Source organism: Streptomyces griseoaurantiacus (assembly GCF_036189845.1).
GTDB classification, from domain to species: Bacteria; Actinomycetota; Actinomycetes; order Streptomycetales; family Streptomycetaceae; genus Streptomyces; species Streptomyces griseoaurantiacus.
The window spans coordinates 328,781-346,010 of the sequence record NZ_CP108326.1 but is presented as its reverse complement, the minus strand read 5'-3'; the positions used below and the strand labels follow the sequence as shown (position 1 = coordinate 346,010).

General features: G+C 72.8%; 18 protein-coding genes and 1 pseudogene. 4 read left to right on the top strand and 15 right to left on the bottom strand.

Annotated elements, in window-relative coordinates; translation table 11 throughout:
• Positions 1–26: 26 nt before the first annotated feature.
• From OHB09_RS01535 to OHB09_RS01520, 4 genes are all read right to left on the bottom strand, one after another.
• Positions 27–638 (bottom strand): dihydrofolate reductase family protein, encoded by a 612-nt coding sequence (locus OHB09_RS01535; protein ID WP_006136995.1) that lies wholly within the window; start codon positions 636–638, stop codon positions 27–29.
• Between the two features lie 397 nt (positions 639–1,035).
• A complete protein-coding gene (locus OHB09_RS01530) occupies positions 1,036–1,248 on the bottom strand; it encodes a hypothetical protein (protein ID WP_006136996.1) in 213 nt (70 codons plus the stop codon).
• A gap of 36 nt (positions 1,249–1,284) precedes the next feature.
• Positions 1,285–1,863, bottom strand: coding sequence for a helix-turn-helix domain-containing protein (locus tag OHB09_RS01525; protein ID WP_328921482.1), 579 nt, complete (start codon positions 1,861–1,863; stop codon positions 1,285–1,287).
• A gap of 13 nt (positions 1,864–1,876) precedes the next feature.
• Positions 1,877–2,365, bottom strand: coding sequence for a hypothetical protein (locus tag OHB09_RS01520; RefSeq protein WP_328921481.1), 489 nt, complete (start codon positions 2,363–2,365; stop codon positions 1,877–1,879).
• Between the two features lie 142 nt (positions 2,366–2,507).
• On the opposite strand from OHB09_RS01520, the gene OHB09_RS01515 reads away from it, so the two are divergent.
• Positions 2,508–3,548, top strand: a complete 1,041-nt coding sequence (locus OHB09_RS01515; protein WP_328919383.1) for a methyltransferase — start codon at positions 2,508–2,510, stop codon at positions 3,546–3,548.
• A gap of 90 nt (positions 3,549–3,638) precedes the next feature.
• On the opposite strand, the gene OHB09_RS01510 is transcribed toward OHB09_RS01515, so the two are convergent.
• The 6 genes from OHB09_RS01510 to OHB09_RS01485 all read right to left on the bottom strand — a co-directional run bounded on the left by OHB09_RS01510 (position 3,639) and on the right by OHB09_RS01485 (position 9,166).
• On the bottom strand, positions 3,639–4,403 hold the full coding sequence (locus OHB09_RS01510; RefSeq protein ID WP_328921480.1) for a hypothetical protein: 765 nt from the start codon (positions 4,401–4,403) through the stop codon (positions 3,639–3,641).
• Positions 4,404–4,649: 246 nt separating this feature from the next.
• On the bottom strand, positions 4,650–5,255 hold the full coding sequence (locus OHB09_RS01505; RefSeq protein ID WP_319350264.1) for a hypothetical protein: 606 nt from the start codon (positions 5,253–5,255) through the stop codon (positions 4,650–4,652).
• Positions 5,252–6,595: a DUF58 domain-containing protein gene (locus tag OHB09_RS01500; protein ID WP_328921479.1), complete on the bottom strand. Its 1,344-nt coding sequence runs from the start codon at positions 6,593–6,595 to the stop codon at positions 5,252–5,254. Before OHB09_RS01500 ends, OHB09_RS01505 begins: the two co-directional genes overlap by 4 nt.
• Positions 6,592–7,599, bottom strand: coding sequence for an AAA family ATPase (locus OHB09_RS01495; RefSeq protein WP_328921478.1), 1,008 nt, complete (start codon positions 7,597–7,599; stop codon positions 6,592–6,594). Before OHB09_RS01495 ends, OHB09_RS01500 begins: the two co-directional genes overlap by 4 nt.
• 65 nt (positions 7,600–7,664) lie before the next feature.
• The gene (locus tag OHB09_RS01490) at positions 7,665–8,201 is read right to left on the bottom strand and encodes a hypothetical protein (protein WP_191890520.1); all 537 of its coding nucleotides are present in this window, start codon (positions 8,199–8,201) and stop codon (positions 7,665–7,667) included.
• Positions 8,198–9,166: a DUF4129 domain-containing protein gene (locus OHB09_RS01485; protein ID WP_245766054.1), complete on the bottom strand. Its 969-nt coding sequence runs from the start codon at positions 9,164–9,166 to the stop codon at positions 8,198–8,200. Before OHB09_RS01485 ends, OHB09_RS01490 begins: the two co-directional genes overlap by 4 nt.
• A 330-nt stretch (positions 9,167–9,496) precedes the next feature.
• Here OHB09_RS01485 and OHB09_RS01480 point away from each other — a divergent pair, with 330 nt between their 5' ends.
• Positions 9,497–11,104: an acetolactate synthase large subunit gene (locus OHB09_RS01480; protein ID WP_328921477.1), complete on the top strand. Its 1,608-nt coding sequence runs from the start codon at positions 9,497–9,499 to the stop codon at positions 11,102–11,104.
• Between the two features lie 139 nt (positions 11,105–11,243).
• Here OHB09_RS01480 and OHB09_RS01475 read toward each other — a convergent pair whose 3' ends face one another.
• From OHB09_RS01475 to OHB09_RS01465, 3 genes are all read right to left on the bottom strand, one after another.
• Positions 11,244–13,013 (bottom strand): MOSC and FAD-binding oxidoreductase domain-containing protein, encoded by a 1,770-nt coding sequence (locus OHB09_RS01475; RefSeq protein WP_328921476.1) that lies wholly within the window; start codon positions 13,011–13,013, stop codon positions 11,244–11,246.
• Positions 13,014–13,056: 43 nt separating this feature from the next.
• The gene (gene wrbA, locus OHB09_RS01470) at positions 13,057–13,659 is read right to left on the bottom strand and encodes an NAD(P)H:quinone oxidoreductase (RefSeq protein WP_006137008.1); all 603 of its coding nucleotides are present in this window, start codon (positions 13,657–13,659) and stop codon (positions 13,057–13,059) included.
• 142 nt (positions 13,660–13,801) lie between these two features.
• Positions 13,802–14,539 (bottom strand): SDR family oxidoreductase, encoded by a 738-nt coding sequence (locus tag OHB09_RS01465; RefSeq protein WP_191854192.1) that lies wholly within the window; start codon positions 14,537–14,539, stop codon positions 13,802–13,804.
• A 239-nt stretch (positions 14,540–14,778) separates the two neighbouring features.
• Here OHB09_RS01465 and OHB09_RS01460 point away from each other — a divergent pair, with 239 nt between their 5' ends.
• On the top strand, positions 14,779–15,384 hold the full coding sequence (locus tag OHB09_RS01460; protein WP_328921475.1) for a GPP34 family phosphoprotein: 606 nt from the start codon (positions 14,779–14,781) through the stop codon (positions 15,382–15,384).
• A gap of 9 nt (positions 15,385–15,393) precedes the next feature.
• On the opposite strand, the gene OHB09_RS01455 is transcribed toward OHB09_RS01460, so the two are convergent.
• Entirely contained in the window at positions 15,394–15,837 is a 444-nt protein-coding gene (locus OHB09_RS01455) for a VOC family protein (protein ID WP_040893241.1), read from the bottom strand.
• A 264-nt stretch (positions 15,838–16,101) separates the two neighbouring features.
• Between OHB09_RS01455 and OHB09_RS01450 the strand changes: the two are divergent.
• Positions 16,102–16,230 (top strand): annotated as a pseudogene (locus tag OHB09_RS01450) (3-oxoacyl-ACP reductase); the annotation flags it as partial.
• Positions 16,231–16,274: 44 nt separating this feature from the next.
• Here OHB09_RS01450 and OHB09_RS01445 read toward each other — a convergent pair.
• Positions 16,275–17,210, bottom strand: a complete 936-nt coding sequence (locus OHB09_RS01445; RefSeq protein WP_191890525.1) for an MBL fold metallo-hydrolase — start codon at positions 17,208–17,210, stop codon at positions 16,275–16,277.
• Between the last annotated feature and the right edge of the window lie 20 nt (positions 17,211–17,230).

The window sequence follows — 17,230 nt, the reverse complement described above, 5'->3', positions numbered from 1 at the left end:
GTTCGTCATCGCCGAAGGCCCGACGCTCAGCCCTCGGCGTTCCTGCGGTAGCGGACGTGGGTGGCCAGGGGCGAGTGGAGTACCTCGACGGGCTCGAAGCCGAAGGTCTCGACGCCGTCGAAGAGACGTTCGCCGCTGCCGAGCAGGACGGGGGCGATGTCGAGGGTGAGTTCGTCGATCACCCCGGCGTTGAGTGCCTGGCGCACCGTCGAGGCGCCGCCGGCGATGTCCACGCCGTTCCCCTCGGCGGCTTCGAGAGCCTGCGCGTAGGCGGCGTCGAAGCCTTCCGTCACGAAGTGGAAGGTGGTCCCGCCCTTCATCGTGATCGGTGCGTGGGCGTAGTGGGTGAGGACGAAGACCGGGGCGTGGTAGGGCGGCTCGGGGCCCCACCACCCCTCCCACGTCTCGTTCCACTCGCCCCGGACGGGCCCGAACATGTTCCGGCCCATGACGTAGGCGCCACGGGGGCGCATCAGCCACCCGTTCGCCGTGCTGTCGGCCTCGGTGGCGCGTGGGTCACCGATGTGCCATCCGTGCAGCTCCGGGCCGCGCAGGCCCAGCGGATCGTCCCGGCTCTGCTCGGGGCCGGCGACGAAGCCGTCGAGCGAGATCGACATGTGGCAGGTGGTGTCGGTCATCGGTGTCCTTCGGAGTGCGGCGGTTGCGGAGTGCCGAGCGGTCCTCGGACGGCACGACACGCGTACAGACTGTCAGAGGCAGCCGAGTGGCCGCGCGCCCGCTGCCACGTCGCCATCGGCTCCGCCGACACCTGCCGGATCAGCGCGCAGATCACCCGCTCCGACAGCCCCTGTCCGCCGGGCGCCCCCGTCGTCGCTCCGGGGGAGGCCATCACCGGGGAGGTCGTCGGCCACCCGACCAGTGGTGTGGCCGCCGGCATGTTCGTCCCCGACGCCGCCGACCCCGCCGACCCCGCCGCGCGGACCCTCCGGGTGACGGCCACGGGTAGCCACCACGGCGGTGCGACCGCCCGGTCCCGCACAGGGCTGCCACCACGCCCGCGCGGCCGGGCGGTCGTCAGTGGGTGTGCGTACGCGAGTCGGGACGGGCCAGCCCGACGACAGCGGTGACCACGAGAGCCAGAGCGGCGAGGCCGGAGACGACGGGCAACACGGCCACGCCGGTGCGCAGTTGCCAGACGGCGTTGACCGCCATCAGGACGCCGGCGAGAAGATAGAGCACGCTCATGCCCCGGCTCGCCGGGACGATCCGCCACGGGTGATCCCTCATGCCTGCCTCCTGCGTCCGACTCGCCCTGATGGTGCCTCAGTTCGCGTTCCCGAGGAGCGGGAAGTCATTCCCGGTCCGGCGCCCGGGTCGTTCGGAGCCCGACGGGCCCTCCCAGGCGGAAGGTCGGTGGGAGTCGGCCTGCCGCTGCCTCCGCTCCTCCTCGGCGGCGGCGATCATCCGGGAAGGAGCCTCCCCGTACTGCTTCTTGAAGGCCCGGGCGAAGTGACTGCTGTCCGCGAAGTGCCAGCGTGCCGCGGCCTCCGCGATGCTCGGCCTGTCCCACGGGGTGAGCAGTTCCCGCCGCGCCTGTTCCAGCCGCCTGCGGCGCACATAGGCCGCGACCGGCTCCTCGGCGGTGGCGAACGCGCGATGCAGGGTGCGGACGGAGACATTGAGCCGGGCCAGTAAGGAGGGGGAGAGGTCGGGCTCGGCCAGGTACTCGTCCGCGAGTTCCATCGCGGCGCGGGCGAGTGCGGGAGCGAGCCGGGGCTCGAGGGCGTCGAACTCCCGTCGCAGGGCTCCCCTGGTGAGTTCGAGCAGGGCGTCCCGCGCGCCGAGCAGTCCCGCCGGGCCGAGGTCCCTCACCGTCTCGCGGACCATGCGCGCATGGGCCATCAGGACACGCATCTCACTCGACCGGTTCGAGCCCAGGACGGGCCGTCCGCCGGAGACCCCCCCGCAGCACCGAGGGGGGCAGGATCAACACCGTCGCCCGCGATCCCGGCCTCACGTCGAACGAGGTGGGCGGGCCGTTGCGGCGGGCGAGGAAGGACCCGTCCGGCACCGTGACGTCCGCCTCGCCTCCACCGAGCCCGGTGAAACGCCAGGACCCCTGCCGCATCAGGTGGACGAGCACCCGGTCGCCACCCTCGCCCGGACCCGAGGTGCGTCCCCGAAAGTGTGCGAAACGGACGTCCGCGATCACCGCGTCATGGGCTCTCGCGGCCCTGACACCGATCCGGAAGGCGCCCCGTTCGCCGGTGTCCAGTGAGGGCAGGGGCAGGGCCTCGCCCGTCTGCGTGTCCCATGCCCGCCGGAAGACGGCGAAGCCGTTCTCCCCGTGTTCGGGCCCCGTGACGTCCGCGGTGAACGCCCCGCCCGGCTGCCGTGCACTCATCGTCGTCCCCGTTCCCGCCTGCCGCCGGCGACGCGGAAGTCCGGTCGACGTGGCACTCGGATACATGCGCCACCGCTCCCGCGGGATCAAAACTACAGACCTCACCAGCCGTTGTTATCGAAGTGAACGAGGTACCACTCCCATGACAGGGACGACCGTGACGCAGGCGACCGACCCGGCCGCGGATGCCGCGAGCCTGCTGAACCTGATCGCCGGTGGCGCGATGACCCAGATCGTGCACGCCGTGGCCGCGCTCAACATCGCCGACCACCTCGCCGGGGAGCCGCGCACGGCCAAGGAGGTGGCCGCGCGTGAAGGCAGCAACGAACGGACCACCTTCCGTCTGATGCGGGCCGCCGCCTCGCTGGGGCTGCTCAGCTACGAGGGGGAGGGCCGCTTCGGCCTGACCGGCATGGGCGGGCTCCTGCGCAGCGACACGCCGGTCTCCCTGCGCCCCATGGCGCTGGTACAGGCCGCGCCCTCGCACTGGCAGCCCTGGGGCCTGTTCCCCGAGGCGGTGCGCAAGGGCGAGAGCCAGGCCGGGAAGGCGCTGGGCGCGGACATCTTCGACTACTTCGCACGGCCGGAGAACGCGGAGACCGCGCGGATCTTCTCCGAGGCGATGGGCGGCATGTCCGCCATGGTGACCCAGGGCGTCGTGGCCGGGGCGGACCTCGAAGGCGTCTCCACCGTGATCGACGTGGGCGGCGCCGACGGGCACCTGGTGCTGGCCCTCATGGAGGCCCGTCCCGAGCTGCGCGGTCAGGTGCTCGACCTGCCGCACGCCGTCGAGGGCGCGGTGGAGGAGGCCGCGCGGCGCGGTCTGTCCGACCGGTTCTCCGGCGCAGCCGGCGACTTCTTCGCCGAGGTTCCCACCGCGGACCTGCATGTGCTCAAGACGGTACTGCACGACTGGGACGACGACCGTGCCCTCCGCATCCTGCGCAACTGCCGTGCCGCGGCGGGTGAAGGAGGGCGTGCGCTGGTCGTGGAGATGGTCCTCAAGGAGGTCGGCACGTCCGACTTCGCCACCATCTCCGACATGGCCATGCTCTGCGTCACGGGCGGCGTCGAACGCGACCTGGACGAGTTCGACGCCCTCTTCACCGCGGCCGGCTGGAGCCGGGGCAGGACGTATCCCGTCGGCGGCGGCCACTTCGGCATGGAACTCCGGGCCGTCTGACCACGACGAGGGGTGCCGGGCCCGGCACCTCCGCCGTCGCCACTTTCGCCGCACGACCGGTCGCCGCCCACCCGTGGGCGGCACCGGACGTCAGTTCACCACGACCTTGTCCCCGGACGAGGCCGACCGGCCGGTGGTGGTGTTGCCGTAGTACACCCAGCGCCAGCTACCCGTCGTGGAGGCGGTCACAGTCGTTCTGAGGGCGCCCGAGCCGTTGGCGTTCACCTTCTTCACCGTGGTATAGGAGGAGGAGCCGGCGGGCTTGAACTGCAGGCTCACCCGGCGGTCCCCGTAGGACACGTACTTCCTGCTCTGCCAGTCGGCCCGCGTGACCTTTCCGGTCACGGTGAGGGTCCTGCCCCTGGACACCGGCTCGGGCGAGGCGTTGACGGTCAGGCGGGAGTTGCGCTTGACGTAGGCCGTCAGGCCCTTGTCGTCGACGTCACCGCCGCCGCCGTCGAAGGACACCTCGGCCCCGACGGTCCATGCTCCGGCCTCGCTGTTGCGCATGTCCCACACGCTCGGGTCGAAGTACATCGTCTCCTGGAAGTCGCAGGCGACCGTGCTCACCCTGACGCAGTCGCTCGTCTCGATGGCGTGCCACAGCCGGTCGTCCGCGGTGCGGCGGAACAGGAACACCGCCGGCCACTTCCACCTGTGCGAGGTAGTCATCCGGAAGGACGTGGGCACGGCGACCTCCTTCGACACCCCGATCACGATCGGCTTGCCGCCGTTCACCCGCACACGGGTGAACGAGACCCCGCCCTCGGCCGCCCCGGCCGGCACCGCCGCCAGAGCGACGAACGCCGCCGCGGCCCCACCGGCCGTAACGGCCTTCCAGACCTGCTTCCCCACCTGATTTCCCCTCTTCCCGTGGAACCCACCGAAGGCTCATTCTTCCGGCGCCCCGCAGACAGCCGACACCGCCCCCGGGGTTGTGGGCCCGCGCCCCACGAGGGGGCCGCCGCGGTACGAGGCGGGGCGGTGCGACTGCCGGCGGTACGGGGGACCGCAGCCCCCGTCGCAGGTGTTCGCGGACGCGGAGGACCTGGCCGATCCCGCCTGACCGATCCCGCCCGAGCGGGATGCCGAGGAGCGCGGTCAGTCCTGGTGCGGGTGGTGACGGACACGCAGTGCCAGTACCAGGCAGGCCCCGGTCGCGACGACGGCCAGTGAGGCGGGCAGACGTGCCCATGAGGTGCCCGCGATCGGGGCCTCGGCCGCGAGCAGTACCACCGCGGTCGCGGCGGCCACCGCCGCCGCGGTCGCCGCCCGCGGGCGCTCGCGCGGCGCGGTGACACCGACCGTCCACGCATCGGTGACGAGCAGATAGGCACCCAGCAGGGCGGCGACGCAGACCACCAGCCAGAACGGGGGATCGGTGGCGGCGGCGGCCACGATCGCCGCGGCGGGCAGCACGGTCGTCCGGTGCCGGGCCACCAGGGCCCGCCGGCGCCCGGACGGCCGGACGGGGCGGGCGTCGACCATCGGCGCGGCCCACCACGCGGCCGCCACCGCCCCCGCGCACAGCACCTTGGCCGGCACGGATGCGTGCGGGACGGCCGGCGGGTCGCAGGCGGCGACGGCAAGGGCCGTGCCCAGCAACCGGTCGGTGAGGCGTGAGGTGAGCCGTGCACGGAGCCGGGCGGCACGGCCGTCGGCGCGGCGTGGGCCGGACGGGGTGATCGGGGCAGGGGCGGCGGTCATCGGGTGCCCCCGTGGACGCGGGTGCGGAGCAGCGGCGCGAGGGCGAGGTCGAGGGTCCGGCCGGGCCGGTGGGCGACGACCGCGATGCCGTGCTCCACCAGAGCGAAACGCATGGCGTCGCGGTCGGCCCGCCAGAGCCGCAGCGCGAGTTCGTCCTCGGTGTCGCCGGGTTCCGGGACCGGCTCGCCGGCCGGGATCTCGACCACGACCATCGGGTTGGCCCGCCCGCGCACCTGATGCAGGATGCCGAGGATCCGCTGGTCGGCCAGCGGCGTGAGGACGTACACCAGCGCTCCCCGGGGCAGTGCGGGCGGCGGCAGCCGGTCGAGTCCCTCCGAGCGGTACGCGCGGTCCTTGCGGACCTCCAGCACGCTTTCGACGATGCGGTAGAAGTACCCCTGGCCGCTGCCCGGTTGGAGCCAGCGGGTCGCGCCGCCGACCGACATTACGCCGACCCGGTCGTGGGTGCGCAGGTAGGCGCGGACCAGTCCGGCGGCGGCGCGGAGGGTCTCGTCGAGCGAGGACGCCCCGGTGACCGGGTCGACCACGTCGGCGAGCACGTCCAGCAGCACCACGGTGTCGGCGGCGCGTTCCGCGGCGAACTGGTGGACCTGAAGGGTGCCGCGACGGGTGGTGGCGGGCCAGTGGATCCGCCGCTGCCGTTCGCCGCGCACGTAGGGGTGCACGCCGGTGACCTCGACGCCCTCGCCGCGCTGCGCGGCGGTGTGCTCACCGAGGCGCTGCGGCAGCCGGACCGGGACGGGCGTGAGGCCGGCGTGCCCGGGCAGCGGGAAGACGGCGATCTCGCCGAGGTCGACCCGAACGGTGCGCCGGGCCAGCCCGCCGAGGTCGTAGACGTCGACATCGACGGTGCCGAGGGCCCAGCGGCCCCAGCGTTGCGCGGTCATGACGAGTTCGACGCGGTGCGGGCCGACCGCGAGGCGGTCGAGCCGGATGCCGTGACCGAGGGCGACTCCGGGGTCCACGCGGCCGGTCCCGCCGTCGTAGGACACCTCGATGCGCACCGCCACCCGCTCGCCCTCGAAGCACCTGCGCGGCTCCACCGCGGCCCGGGCCGTCACCGTCCCCGGGCGTGGCCCGTTCGGCAGAGCGAGGGCGAGGAGCACCAAGGGAGGGGTGGCGAGAGCGAGTACCCAGGAATGCCCGGTGATGAGTGCGGCGGCGCATCCGAGAACGGCCAACGTGCCCAGTCGGAGGGCGCGTTCACCCGCGCGCGGACCGGACGGAGGCGGTGGCGGAGGCTGGGAGGACACGTCGTGGCGGCCGTTCAGGGCCCGCTCGACGGCGGCCGCTCCGCGGTCCGGCACACGCTCCGTCATGACGCGACCGGCGTGCGGGGCACGGTCTGCGGGGCGGGCACGGACTGCGCGATCTCGCGCACCACGTCGTCACCGTCGATCTGCCGCACCCACAACTCCGGCTTCAGGGTGACGCGGTGCGCGAGGGCCGGCACCGCCACGGACTTGACGTCCTCCGGGGTGACGTAGTCCCGCAGGTCGAGGACGGCACGGGCGCGGGCGAGCTGCACCAGGGCCAGGCCGCCGCGCGGAGAGGCACCGACCTGGACGTGAGGGTGTTCGCGGGTGGCGCGGACCAGCGCGACGACGTACTCCAGCAGGTCCTCGTCCACCTCGACGCGTTCGACGGCGGCCCGCATGGCCAGGACCTCGCCCGGGCTGCTGAGGGCGCGCAGCACGGCCTCGGGCCGCGCACGGTCGACCCGCGCACGCAGCATGTCCTTCTCCTCGGACGCCGCCAGGTAGCCCATGCGCACGCGCAGCAGGAACCGGTCGAGCTGGGCCTCGGGCAGGGTGTACGTGCCCTCGTACTCGATGGGGTTGGCGGTGGCGACGACCACGAACGGTGAGGGCAGCGACCGGGTGCTTCCGTCGATGGTCACCTGGGACTCGGCCATCGCCTCCAGCAGTGCCGCCTGGGTCTTCGGCGGGGTGCGGTTGATCTCGTCGGCGAGCAGCAGCTGGCTGAAGACCGGTCCCGGCCGGAAGACCATGTCGGCGGTGCGCTGGTCGTAGAACGGGGCCCCGGTGACGTCGGAGGGCAGCAGGTCGGGGGTGAACTGGATGCGCCGGAAGTCCAGGCCGAGCGTGGTGGCGAAGGAGCGTGCCAGCAGCGTCTTCCCGAGCCCCGGCAGATCCTCGATGAGGACATGGCCGCCGGCGAGGATGCCGAGCATCACCAGGTGCGGCGGGTCCGGCGAGCCGACCACGGCCGTGCGGATCTCCTCGAGCACGGCCGCGGCCCGTTCACCCGCCTGCCGGGGAGTCAGGGCGGCGTGTGCGGGCGAGGAGTGCGGGCTGGTCACGATCGGGTCCTCAGGGAGCGGGGGCAGGGGCGTGGGGGCCGCGGAACCGGCCGCGGAGTCGGCGGTCACAGGGCTTCCAGGCGGTCGAGCAGGGAACGCAGGACGGGTTCGGGGAGAGCGGGCAGCGGAGGGGGCGCCTCGGGGTCGATCCACGGCCACAACTCGGCCCCGACCAGTGACCGGGCCCGCCGCGGGTTCCGGTACATCGCCACGCCGTGCCGTTCGGCCAGCCGGGCGGCGAACAGCCGCTGCAACCGGGGCCGCACGACGGTGGCGAAGTGCGCGCCGTCCTCGTCCGCGAGGGTGTCGGCGACGATGCGCCGCCAGCCGCCGAGCGCCGGGGCACGGCTGTTCAGCAGACGCACCGGCTCGCGATGGCCGCTGTCCTGGGCGGCGCCGCCCGCCACGTAGCGCGCCAGGACCAGTGCGCCCGCGGTGATGAGGGCGAGGCCGGTGGCGGCGGCCGGGACACCGTCGGCCAGGGCGAGCAGCACTTCGGTCGCGACCGCGACGGTACCCAGGACGGCGAACGAGTGACGCAGTGAGCCGGGCGTTCCGAGCGCGGCGTCGAGGAGGGCCCGTATCCGGGCGGGTGCCTTCACGAGGCATCCGTCGCGGCTTCGTGCCCCGGCTTCCGCGAGCGCAGGCCTTCGGCGATCTCGGCGAGCGCTGCCGCGGCCCGCTCGCGATGGCCGGCGTGCATCGGATGCGTGGAGTAGCGGGCCTCGCGGAAGAGCGCGGTGAGCGTGGCGGCGGCCGCCCCGGCGGGCAGACCGCCGGCGACGGCCCGCCGCAGCAGGTCCTGCGGGCTGTCCGCGGCGCGGCGGGTCACGCCCGAGTCGGCGAGCGATTCCTCCATGGCGGCGTAGGCGGCGATGACGGCCGCTCGGGCGTCGGTCCCGTCCCGCAGGGCGCGGCGGCCGGAGTCCACGGCCTGGGCAAGACGTTTCTCCTCGTCCTCGAGCGTCGTGTACGTCGCAGCGGTCCCGAGCGCCGACGGCCGGGTCAGATGCCGCCACAGACGCAGCCCGGCGACCACGAGGACCACGAGAAGCAGGGCGATGCCCAGCCCGAGGAGGATGCGCGTCAGTCCGAAGTGCGTGCTGTGCTCGGCGTGCCCGGGATGCCGTGCGGGGTGAAGGCCGCGCACCGTGTCGTCCCGTCGGCTGGGAAGGGGCGAGGGCTCCTCGTCGCCGTGGCCGCCGCCGGAGGAGCCGAACCGGTGCAGGACGAGGATGAGCAGCGGGACGGCCAGTGCCGCGATGGGCAGGACGCGGCTCACGCCCTCGGCCGCCCGCCGCTCCACCGGGTTCAGTCTCCGCGCGGTGCCCATTCGTCCCTGGTACCCGTCGCGCAGTGCCAGACCGCCGAGGAGCGCCAGCAGGGCGAGACCGATCACGAGGAGGGAGTTGCCGCCCAGCGGCCCGCGGCCCTTCGCCAGGAGGTCCGTGTCGGGGCGCAGGAGGAGTGCTCCTAGGGCAGTTCCGCCCACCACCAGCACGGTCAGCGCGGCCCGCGCGGTGCCGATCGAGCGTGCTCGCCCACCCCCCGTACGCTCGCGCCCCACCGCCACATCCCTCCCTCGTGGGCGGCAGCTTCGCACACCGGCCGACGCCGTGTCAGCGGCGCCGATGCCGTCCGGCCCGCCCACGGACACCGCCCGGGGCGCCCTCGGCACCGGGCGACTTCGCGCCCCCGGGCGCCTGCGGAGCGCCAACTCCCCCTCCCCACAAGGCGGTCGGCCGGTGTCTGCGGACGCCTGTGCGATGCTGAAGGGGCGCCACGAGAAGGAAACGTCGTTCTGCGGGACTGGTTACCACGGTGGCACTTGGGCCTTCGTCCTGGTGAACCGGGGCTCGTGACCGGACCGGAAAACAACGGAGGGGCGGCAACATCCATGAACGGCGCCGAGACGTTTCTGCGGACCCTGCTCAACAACGACGTGAACGTGTGCTTCGCCAACCCCGGCACGTCGGAGATGCAGTTCGTGGCGGCACTCGACCGGCATCCGGAGATGCGCGGTGTGCTCTGCCTCTTCGAAGGGGTGGCGACCGGAGCCGCCGACGGCTACGCGCGGATGACCGGCCGGCCGGCGGCGACGCTGCTGCACCTGGGGCCGGGCCTGGCCAACGGCCTGGCCAATCTGCACAACGCCCGCCGGGCCCGCACCCCACTGGTCAACGTCGTCGGCGACCACGCCCTGTCGCACAAGGCACTCGACTCGCCCCTCGAATCCGACATCGAGGCCGCCGCCGGCACCGTCTCCAGCTGGGTGCGCCGGCTCGGCGCCGTCGCCGACATCGGCCCCGGCGCCGCCGACGCGGTGGCCACCGCGCTCAGCGCCGGCGTCCCCGACCCCACGGACGCCTCCGACCCTTCGCGGACGGGCACCTCCGGCGCGATCTCGACGCTCGTCGTGCCGGCGGACCTGTCCTGGTCCCCGGGCACCCCGCCGGCACCGCGACGCGCCCCACGGCCCCCGCGAGCAGCCGACGCGAGCGACATGGCCCGCGCCGTCGAACTGCTCACCGGACCGGAACCCGCGGCCCTGCTCATCGACGGGGCCGGCCTCACCGAGAGCGGGCTGCACGCCGCGGCACGCATCCAGAAGGCCACCGGCACGCCCTCCTTCTGCCCGACCTGGCCCGCCCGGCTCCGGCGCGGTGCCGGTGTGCCGCACATTCAGCCACTGGGCTACCGCGCCGAAGCCGTCGCCTCCCAGCTCTCGGGCGTACGGCACCTCGTCCTGGTCGGCGCACGGGAGCCGGTGGCCTCGTTCGCCTACCCCGGGCGGCCGGGCGTCCTCACCCCGCGGGGAACGACCGTGCACCAACTCGCCCCGGACACGGGCGTCGACGTCCTCGCGGCCCTCACCGAACTGGCCGAGGCCGTGGCGCCGGGTGTGCCCGCCCCCGCGCCCGTCCGCGCCGCCCCCGTACCTCCCACGGACGAGGAGCTGCACACCGGCAACTGGGCACAGGTGATAGGGGCTTTGCTCCCGCAGGAGGCCGTCGTGGTCGACGAGTCCATCACCGAAGGCATGGACACCCTCGCACCGGCCACCGCGGACGCCCCCGCGCACGACGTGCTCGGTCTGGCGGGCCTGGCCATCGGCCAGGGCCTCCCGGTGGCCCTCGGCGCCGCACTCGCCTGCCCCGACCGGCCGGTCGTGTGCCTGCAGGCCGACGGCAGCGCCCTCTACACGATCTCCGCGCTGTGGAGCCACGCCCGCGAGAACCTCGACATCACGACCGTCATCCTCAACAACCGTTCCTACGCCATCCTGCGAGCCGAACTGGAACGGACGGGCAAGGGCCCCATCGGTCCGGCCGCCACCGCGCTCCTCGACCTCGGCCGGCCCGACATCGACTTCACCGCCCTCGCCGCCGGCATGGGCGTCCCCGCCACCCGCGCCCGCACCACGGCGGAACTGGCCGCCCAGTTCGCCGCCGCCCTGGCCACGCCCGGCCCCCACCTCATCGAGGCGGTGCTCCGGCCCGTCTGAGGACCCGGTCGGGGTGATCTCGTCCTCAGCGGGGGAGTGCCGTCGTCATGGCGCCGAGTCCGCTGCGTCGGCCGGCGGGGACGCACCCGTATTCCGCGGCGATGCCGCCACCCGGCCGCCCCGCACCGAACCGTCCCCGTCACAGGTCGAGGAGGACGTCACCCGTCGGCTCCGAGCAGCAGATGAGGACGTCGCCTTTGGGCGGGGGGTCGATGGGGTCGAGCCGGTAGGCGACCCGGCCCGCCACGAGGGCCGTCTCGCAGGTGTGGCAGACGCCGGTGCGGCAGGACCACCGGACGGGTACGTCGCAGGCTTCCGCCAGTTCGAGGAGCGTGCCGTAGCCCGCGTGCCACGGCACCGTGAGGTTGCTGCGGGCGAAGGTGACCGAGGGTCCGGTGGAGGGCCCGGGAGGAGCGGTGGGCAGGTGCGGAGCGGGACGGTCCGTGGGCACGATGCCGGGGGTGATCGCACTCGCGGAGCCGAAGATCTCCGTGTGGATCCTCGAAGGGTCGACGCCGTCCTCGGCCAGCGCGGAGGTGAGACCGTCCATGAAGGCGAGCGGCCCGCAGAGGTAGGTCTCCGCCTCGGCCGGCAGGTCCAGCGACCGCAGCAGCTCGGGTGTGACCCTGCCCGCGCTCTGGTAGTCGCTTCCCTCCGTGTCGGCCTCCCGCGGCCTGCTGTAGGCGATGTGGCAGTGGCCGGCCGGCAGCTCGGCCAGCAGGGCGCGGACCTCTTGCCGGAAGGGGTGTTCGCCGCCGTCGCGTGCTCCGTGGATCCACCACACGGGTCGCGTGTCCCTCGTGGCCGCCAGGTGGTGGAGCATGGCGAGTACGGGGGTCGCCCCCACGCCGGCCGAGAGGAGCACCACGGGGCGGGGGGTGTCCCTGAGGACGAAGTCGCCCCGGGGCGCCGCCACTTCGAGCGTGTCGTGGAGGGCCACGTGCCGGTGGAGGTGGCCGCTGCCGACGCCGTGCCGTTCCTGCTTGACGCTGATCCGGTAGGTCCCGTCCCCGGGCGGGCCGGACAGGGAGTAACTGCGCACGACCGGGGCTCCCCGCGGGTCGGGCCACATGCGGACGGTCACGAACTGGCCCGGGAGCGCCGGGGGGAGGGGGCTGCCGTCCCGCGCCCGGAGGACGAGCGAGAAGACGTCGGCGCTCTCCGCGGTGATGCGCGTGACCTCGAGGGTGCGGAACCCCTGCCAGGCGGGCGGCGGGGCGGCCGACACCCCCGTCAGACCGCTGTTCCCGGCGCTCACACCGGTGTCGCGGTCGTCGAGGAGGGACCGCATGGACTGCTTCCAGCCGGGGCTGAGCGCGGGGATGCGAAGCGCGCGTTCGAGCTGGGGACGCGGGTGTGCGGACGTGTAGAGGAGGGCGTCGATCTCCCGCACGGTGATGGCTTCCGGCCCCGTGCGTGTCCTGACGATCTCGTCGCCGGCCTCCACCACACCCTCGGTGAGGACCTTGAGGTAGAAACCGGGGCGTCCGTGCGCCACCAGAAGGGCGGGCATCCGAGGCTCGTCCATCCGCAGCCCCACCCGGTAACACGTGACACGGGGCTGGGTCACCTCGAACAGTGCTTCACCGATGCGGTACCGGTCCCCGATGCACACCTCGTCGTCCGCAAGGCCCTCCACGGTGAAGTTCTCACCGAACTGACCGTGGACGAAGTCGTCACGCCCGAGGTGTTCCCGCCAGTACCGGTAGGAGTCCGACTGGTAGACGAGGACGGCCCTGTGCGGTCCCCCGTGCCCCCTCAGGTCTCCCTGGCCGTCCCCGTCGATGTTCAGGCGCCGCACCATCCGGGGCCCGGCGACGGGCCACTTCCAGATGCCGGTGTGCGTGGTCCGGCCCCTCCACGGCACGTCTTGCGGCATGCCCACGTTGACCGCGATCAGTGTGGCCATGCGCACGCCCCCTGCCGGTGTCGGACGACGAGCCCCACGGGGGTCACCCCGCGAGTCGCCCGGCGATGTCCGCGAGATGACGGCCCTGGTAGTGGGCGGCGTCCAGGGCCGCCTGGTCCGGGCGGTCGGCGCCACCGCTCGCCCACGAGGTGCCGTAGGGGTTGCCCCCGGAGGCGAACAGCAGCGGATCCGTGTAACCGACGGGGACGATGAGGCAGCCCCAGTGGTAGAACACGTTGTTCAGCGACAGGATGGTGGATTCCTGGCCGCCGTGCCGGTTGAGCGCGGAGGTGAAACTGGTCGCGGGCTTGTCGTGGAAGACCCCCGCCTGCCACAGCCCGCCGGTCTGGTCGATGAACTGCTTCAGCTGCGAGGTGACGTTGCCGAACCGCGTGGGCGTGCCGAACGCGTACGCGGTCGCCCACTCGAGGTCCTCCAGCGTCGCCTCCTGCACCGCGTTCTTCGTGGCGTCGACGTGCGCCCGCCACGCGGGGTTGGCGTCGACGGCGGAATCGGGCGCCAGCTCGGGGACGCGCCGAAGGCGGACCTCGGCGCCGCGGCTGCGCGCCCCCTCGGCCACCGAGTCGGCCAGCGCGTGCACATTGCCCGTGGCGCTGTAGTAGATCACTGCGACGCGAACGCTCATCGTGTGCCCTCTTCCTCATGGTTCGGAAGGACAAGAGTGGGACTTGCAGGCAATTGGCGACATTTTCCCCTCAGGCTACCCCGTCGGGTGCCGCCTTTCAGCGGCAGGAGGCGGACGGTGGTTCACCAGCCCGCCCGCGCGGTCACAGCAGTTGCTGACCGCCGTCTATGTCGTACGTGGCGCCGGTGAGGGCCTCATTGCGCATGAGGTGCAGGGCGAGCTCGGCGACGTCCCCGGGGCCCACCACACGACGGATCGGCAGGGTCGCGCGCAGTTCCTCCCGCCGTTCGTCGAGGTGGCTGCCGAGCAGTGTGGCCGAGAGCGGGGTGTCGACGAATCCGGCCGCGATGAGGTTGACGCGGACGGGAGCCAGCTCGAGGGCCAGATTGGCGGTCAGGGCGGGCAGTGCCGCGGTGAGCGCGGCGATGGCGGTCAGCCCGACGCCCGGGCGTCGGCCACCCGTGCCACCGATGAACAGAAGGGTCCCTCCGGGCCGGACCTTGTCCCGGCCGTACTTGGCGATCGAGAGCGTCATCGCGAGACGTTCACCGAAATGTCGACCGGTGCGGTCGACGTCCATCTCGGCCAGTGGTGCGTAGGACGGAGCTCCGGCGGTCGAGAGGACGTGGTCCACCGGGTGCGGCAGATCGCGGAAGAACGCCCGGACCCGGTCGGTGTCCGTGGCGTCGAACGCGGCGGAGCTCAACGGCTTCAGTTGTGCCGCTGCCCTCTCCAGGCGTTCCTCGTTCCGTCCGACCATGACCACCTGGCCGCCTTCGGCGCGTACGCGGCGAGCGGTCTCGAATCCCATTCCCGAGCTGGCGCCGATCACCACGACCACCTGGTCGGCAAGACCGCGGCTTCTCTGTTGCTGGCTCATGAGAGCCTCCGGGTGTGTGCCTGAAAAGCATTTCGCAGGGGGCCACCGTCACCACCCGGGGCCTTCGTCCCGCCCACGGTGCGAGGTACGGTGGGAATCGATCGGCGAACCGGCCGCGGTGTCCTCTCGCTTGCGGTGGAGACCCTCGTCGAGGAACGACATCGCCAGTTCTGCGTGTGCCTTGTGGCGCGCCCCTGAAACCGGTTTCCCGTGATTTCCCGCCCGACCTGGAGTCGCACATGGCAACAGCCCAAGCCCTGTCGGCGCTCGCATTCGCTCCCGGCGCCGATCCGGCGATCGAGCAGGGCGACCTGTCCCTCGCGTTGGCGGGAGCCGAACTCATCGACCTCCTCGGCCTGGGGGCCGTCCGTCTCGCGGGCGCACGCATCCTGCCCGTCGCCCCGGCACGGACCGAGGACTCCATGCTGGTCGAGGCCGCATCGGAGGTCGTCCAGGACGATTCCCACGAGACCGTGGAGAGTTGGCTGTGGCGCCGCGGCAATGGGCTGGCGGCACGATACCGAGCCGCTCCGGGAGCCGGCGGTTCCGCGGCGCCCGCGCATTCGTCCCGGAACCCCTTCCGGCGGGCTCGCCCCGTATCTGTCGATCCGCGCGTCCTCGGTGAGGCGACCCAGCGGCTGGAGACCGGTGACCCGATGCTCGCCGGGCTCGCCGCCTCGGCCGGTGTGCGCGCCGCACCGCCGGACGAGGCCCTCACCGGTCTGGGCGCCGACGAGACCGTCGTCCTGGCCGAAGTGCACCAGGCCGTCACGCGCCTGGCGGGTGAGAGACAACGCAGGTCGATCGAGCAGGACGCCTTCGACAACGTCTGGCGAGGCTACTGAGACGGGCCGTCACCGTCCGGGCAGCCGGGTGGTGATCTCCTGTAGGGCCCACCCGTTGCCGTCGGGGTCCCGGAAGGTCGCGAAGGAGCCGTAACTGGCGCGCTCGGGGGCCGGGCCGCTCACCCGCCCCTCCTCGGTGCCGCGGTGGAACACGCCGCCCGCGTCGTGGAAGATCTCACTCACCTCGATGCCGCGGTCCACGAGTTCGGCGTGCGCCGCCTCGATGTCGGAGACGACGAGGTGAAGACCCTGTTGCGAACCGGGCGCGGCGGTGGTGACGCCCGTGCCGAAGAGGATGGAGCAGGGGGAGCCGGGTGGTGTCAGGTGCACCACTCGGTAGCTCTCGTCGGCGGTGTGGTCGACGTCGAGACGGAAGCCCACCTTCTCGTAGAAGGCTTTCGCCCGGTCGACGTCGGAGACGGGCAGAACCACGACTTCGAGCCTCAGATCCATCACGGTGCCTCTTCCTCGTGGAGGGAGCGGAGCAAGCGGCGGTGCCTCATGGACGAGCCTAGGCGGTCGACGCCTGTACGGCCCGCTGTGCACGCGGCGCTCGGCGCGGTGCGGGAGATCACTGAGGGTTCGGGGACGGCGGGTGCCGCCCGCCGAGGGGGCCTCGTCCCTCGCCGTGCCGCCGAATCGCCGGAGGCCTACCGTGGGAGTCGGGGCTGCGTTCCGGCGCGGTGCGGGGCCGGTCCGGATACCCGGAGAGCGAGCATGCGCACGACCGATCAGAAGGCCGCCGTCATCACCGGCGCCTCCCGGAGCATCGGTGCCGCCCTGGTGGATGCCTACCGTGCGCTCGGATACGCGGTCGTCGCGACCTCTCGCGGCATCGCGCCCTCCCACAGGAACCGCGCCCCGGTCCTGCGGTCGCTCACCACGTTCGATCACTGAACACATCGGCACTGCTCGTCCGGGAGAGGGGACGGCAGGAGGGCGGGGGGCTCGGCCAGCAACCGGAACTGGCGGTCCGCCCGTCGGACCCGTCCGCCGGTGGGGTGCGTGAAATGGGTGCCCAGCAGCAGGTCGTCGGTGCCGGCCAGTTCGGCGAGCAGACGGTGACGCGTGACGCGTGCCTCCACGGGATCGACGTCGCCGACGCTGCCGATGTCGGGGTACGCCAGTTGGACGGGATGGTGCAGGCTGTCCCCGCCGATCAGGGCGTTGCGACGGGTGCCCGTCAGTCCGACCGACAGATGGCCGGGTGTGTGGCCGCGGGTCGGTACCACGCGGACGCCGTCGGCCACTTCCAGACCCTGGGCGGGGACGTCGAGCAGGTCGTACAGCCCTTCGTCGCGGACGGGTCGCAGGGAGTCGCGGTACACCTGGGCGACCTCCTCGTCGCTTTCGGCGACGGACGCCCAGTAGCCCCATTCCCGGCGGTCGGCGAGGTAGCGGGCGTTCGGGAAGGTCGGTGTCCAGCGGCTGTCGGTCAGGTGGGTGTTCCAGCCGACGTGGTCGACGTGCATGTGTGTGGTGATGACGAGGTCCACGGTGTCCGGCGCGAAGCCCGCGGCGGTCAGCCGGTGCAGCAGCGGGGTCCGCAGTCCGTCGGCATCGGGTATCCGCCGGGGCTTGTCGTTGCCGACGCCGGTGTCGACCAGGATGCGTCTGTCGTTCACCTCGATCGCGAAGAGGTGCACATGCATCGCGAAGTTCGCGCCGTCGGTGAAGTCGGGCCGCAACCACGGGTGTTGCAGGTGTTCCGAGGTGGCCTCGGGGAGCAGCCACCGACTGGTCGCCGCTGACATGTCGATCTCGTCCACCCGGCGCACGACCATGCCTCCGAGATCCCAGCCGAGGAAGGCCGGGGACACACGCATACCGCTCACTGTGAATCCGT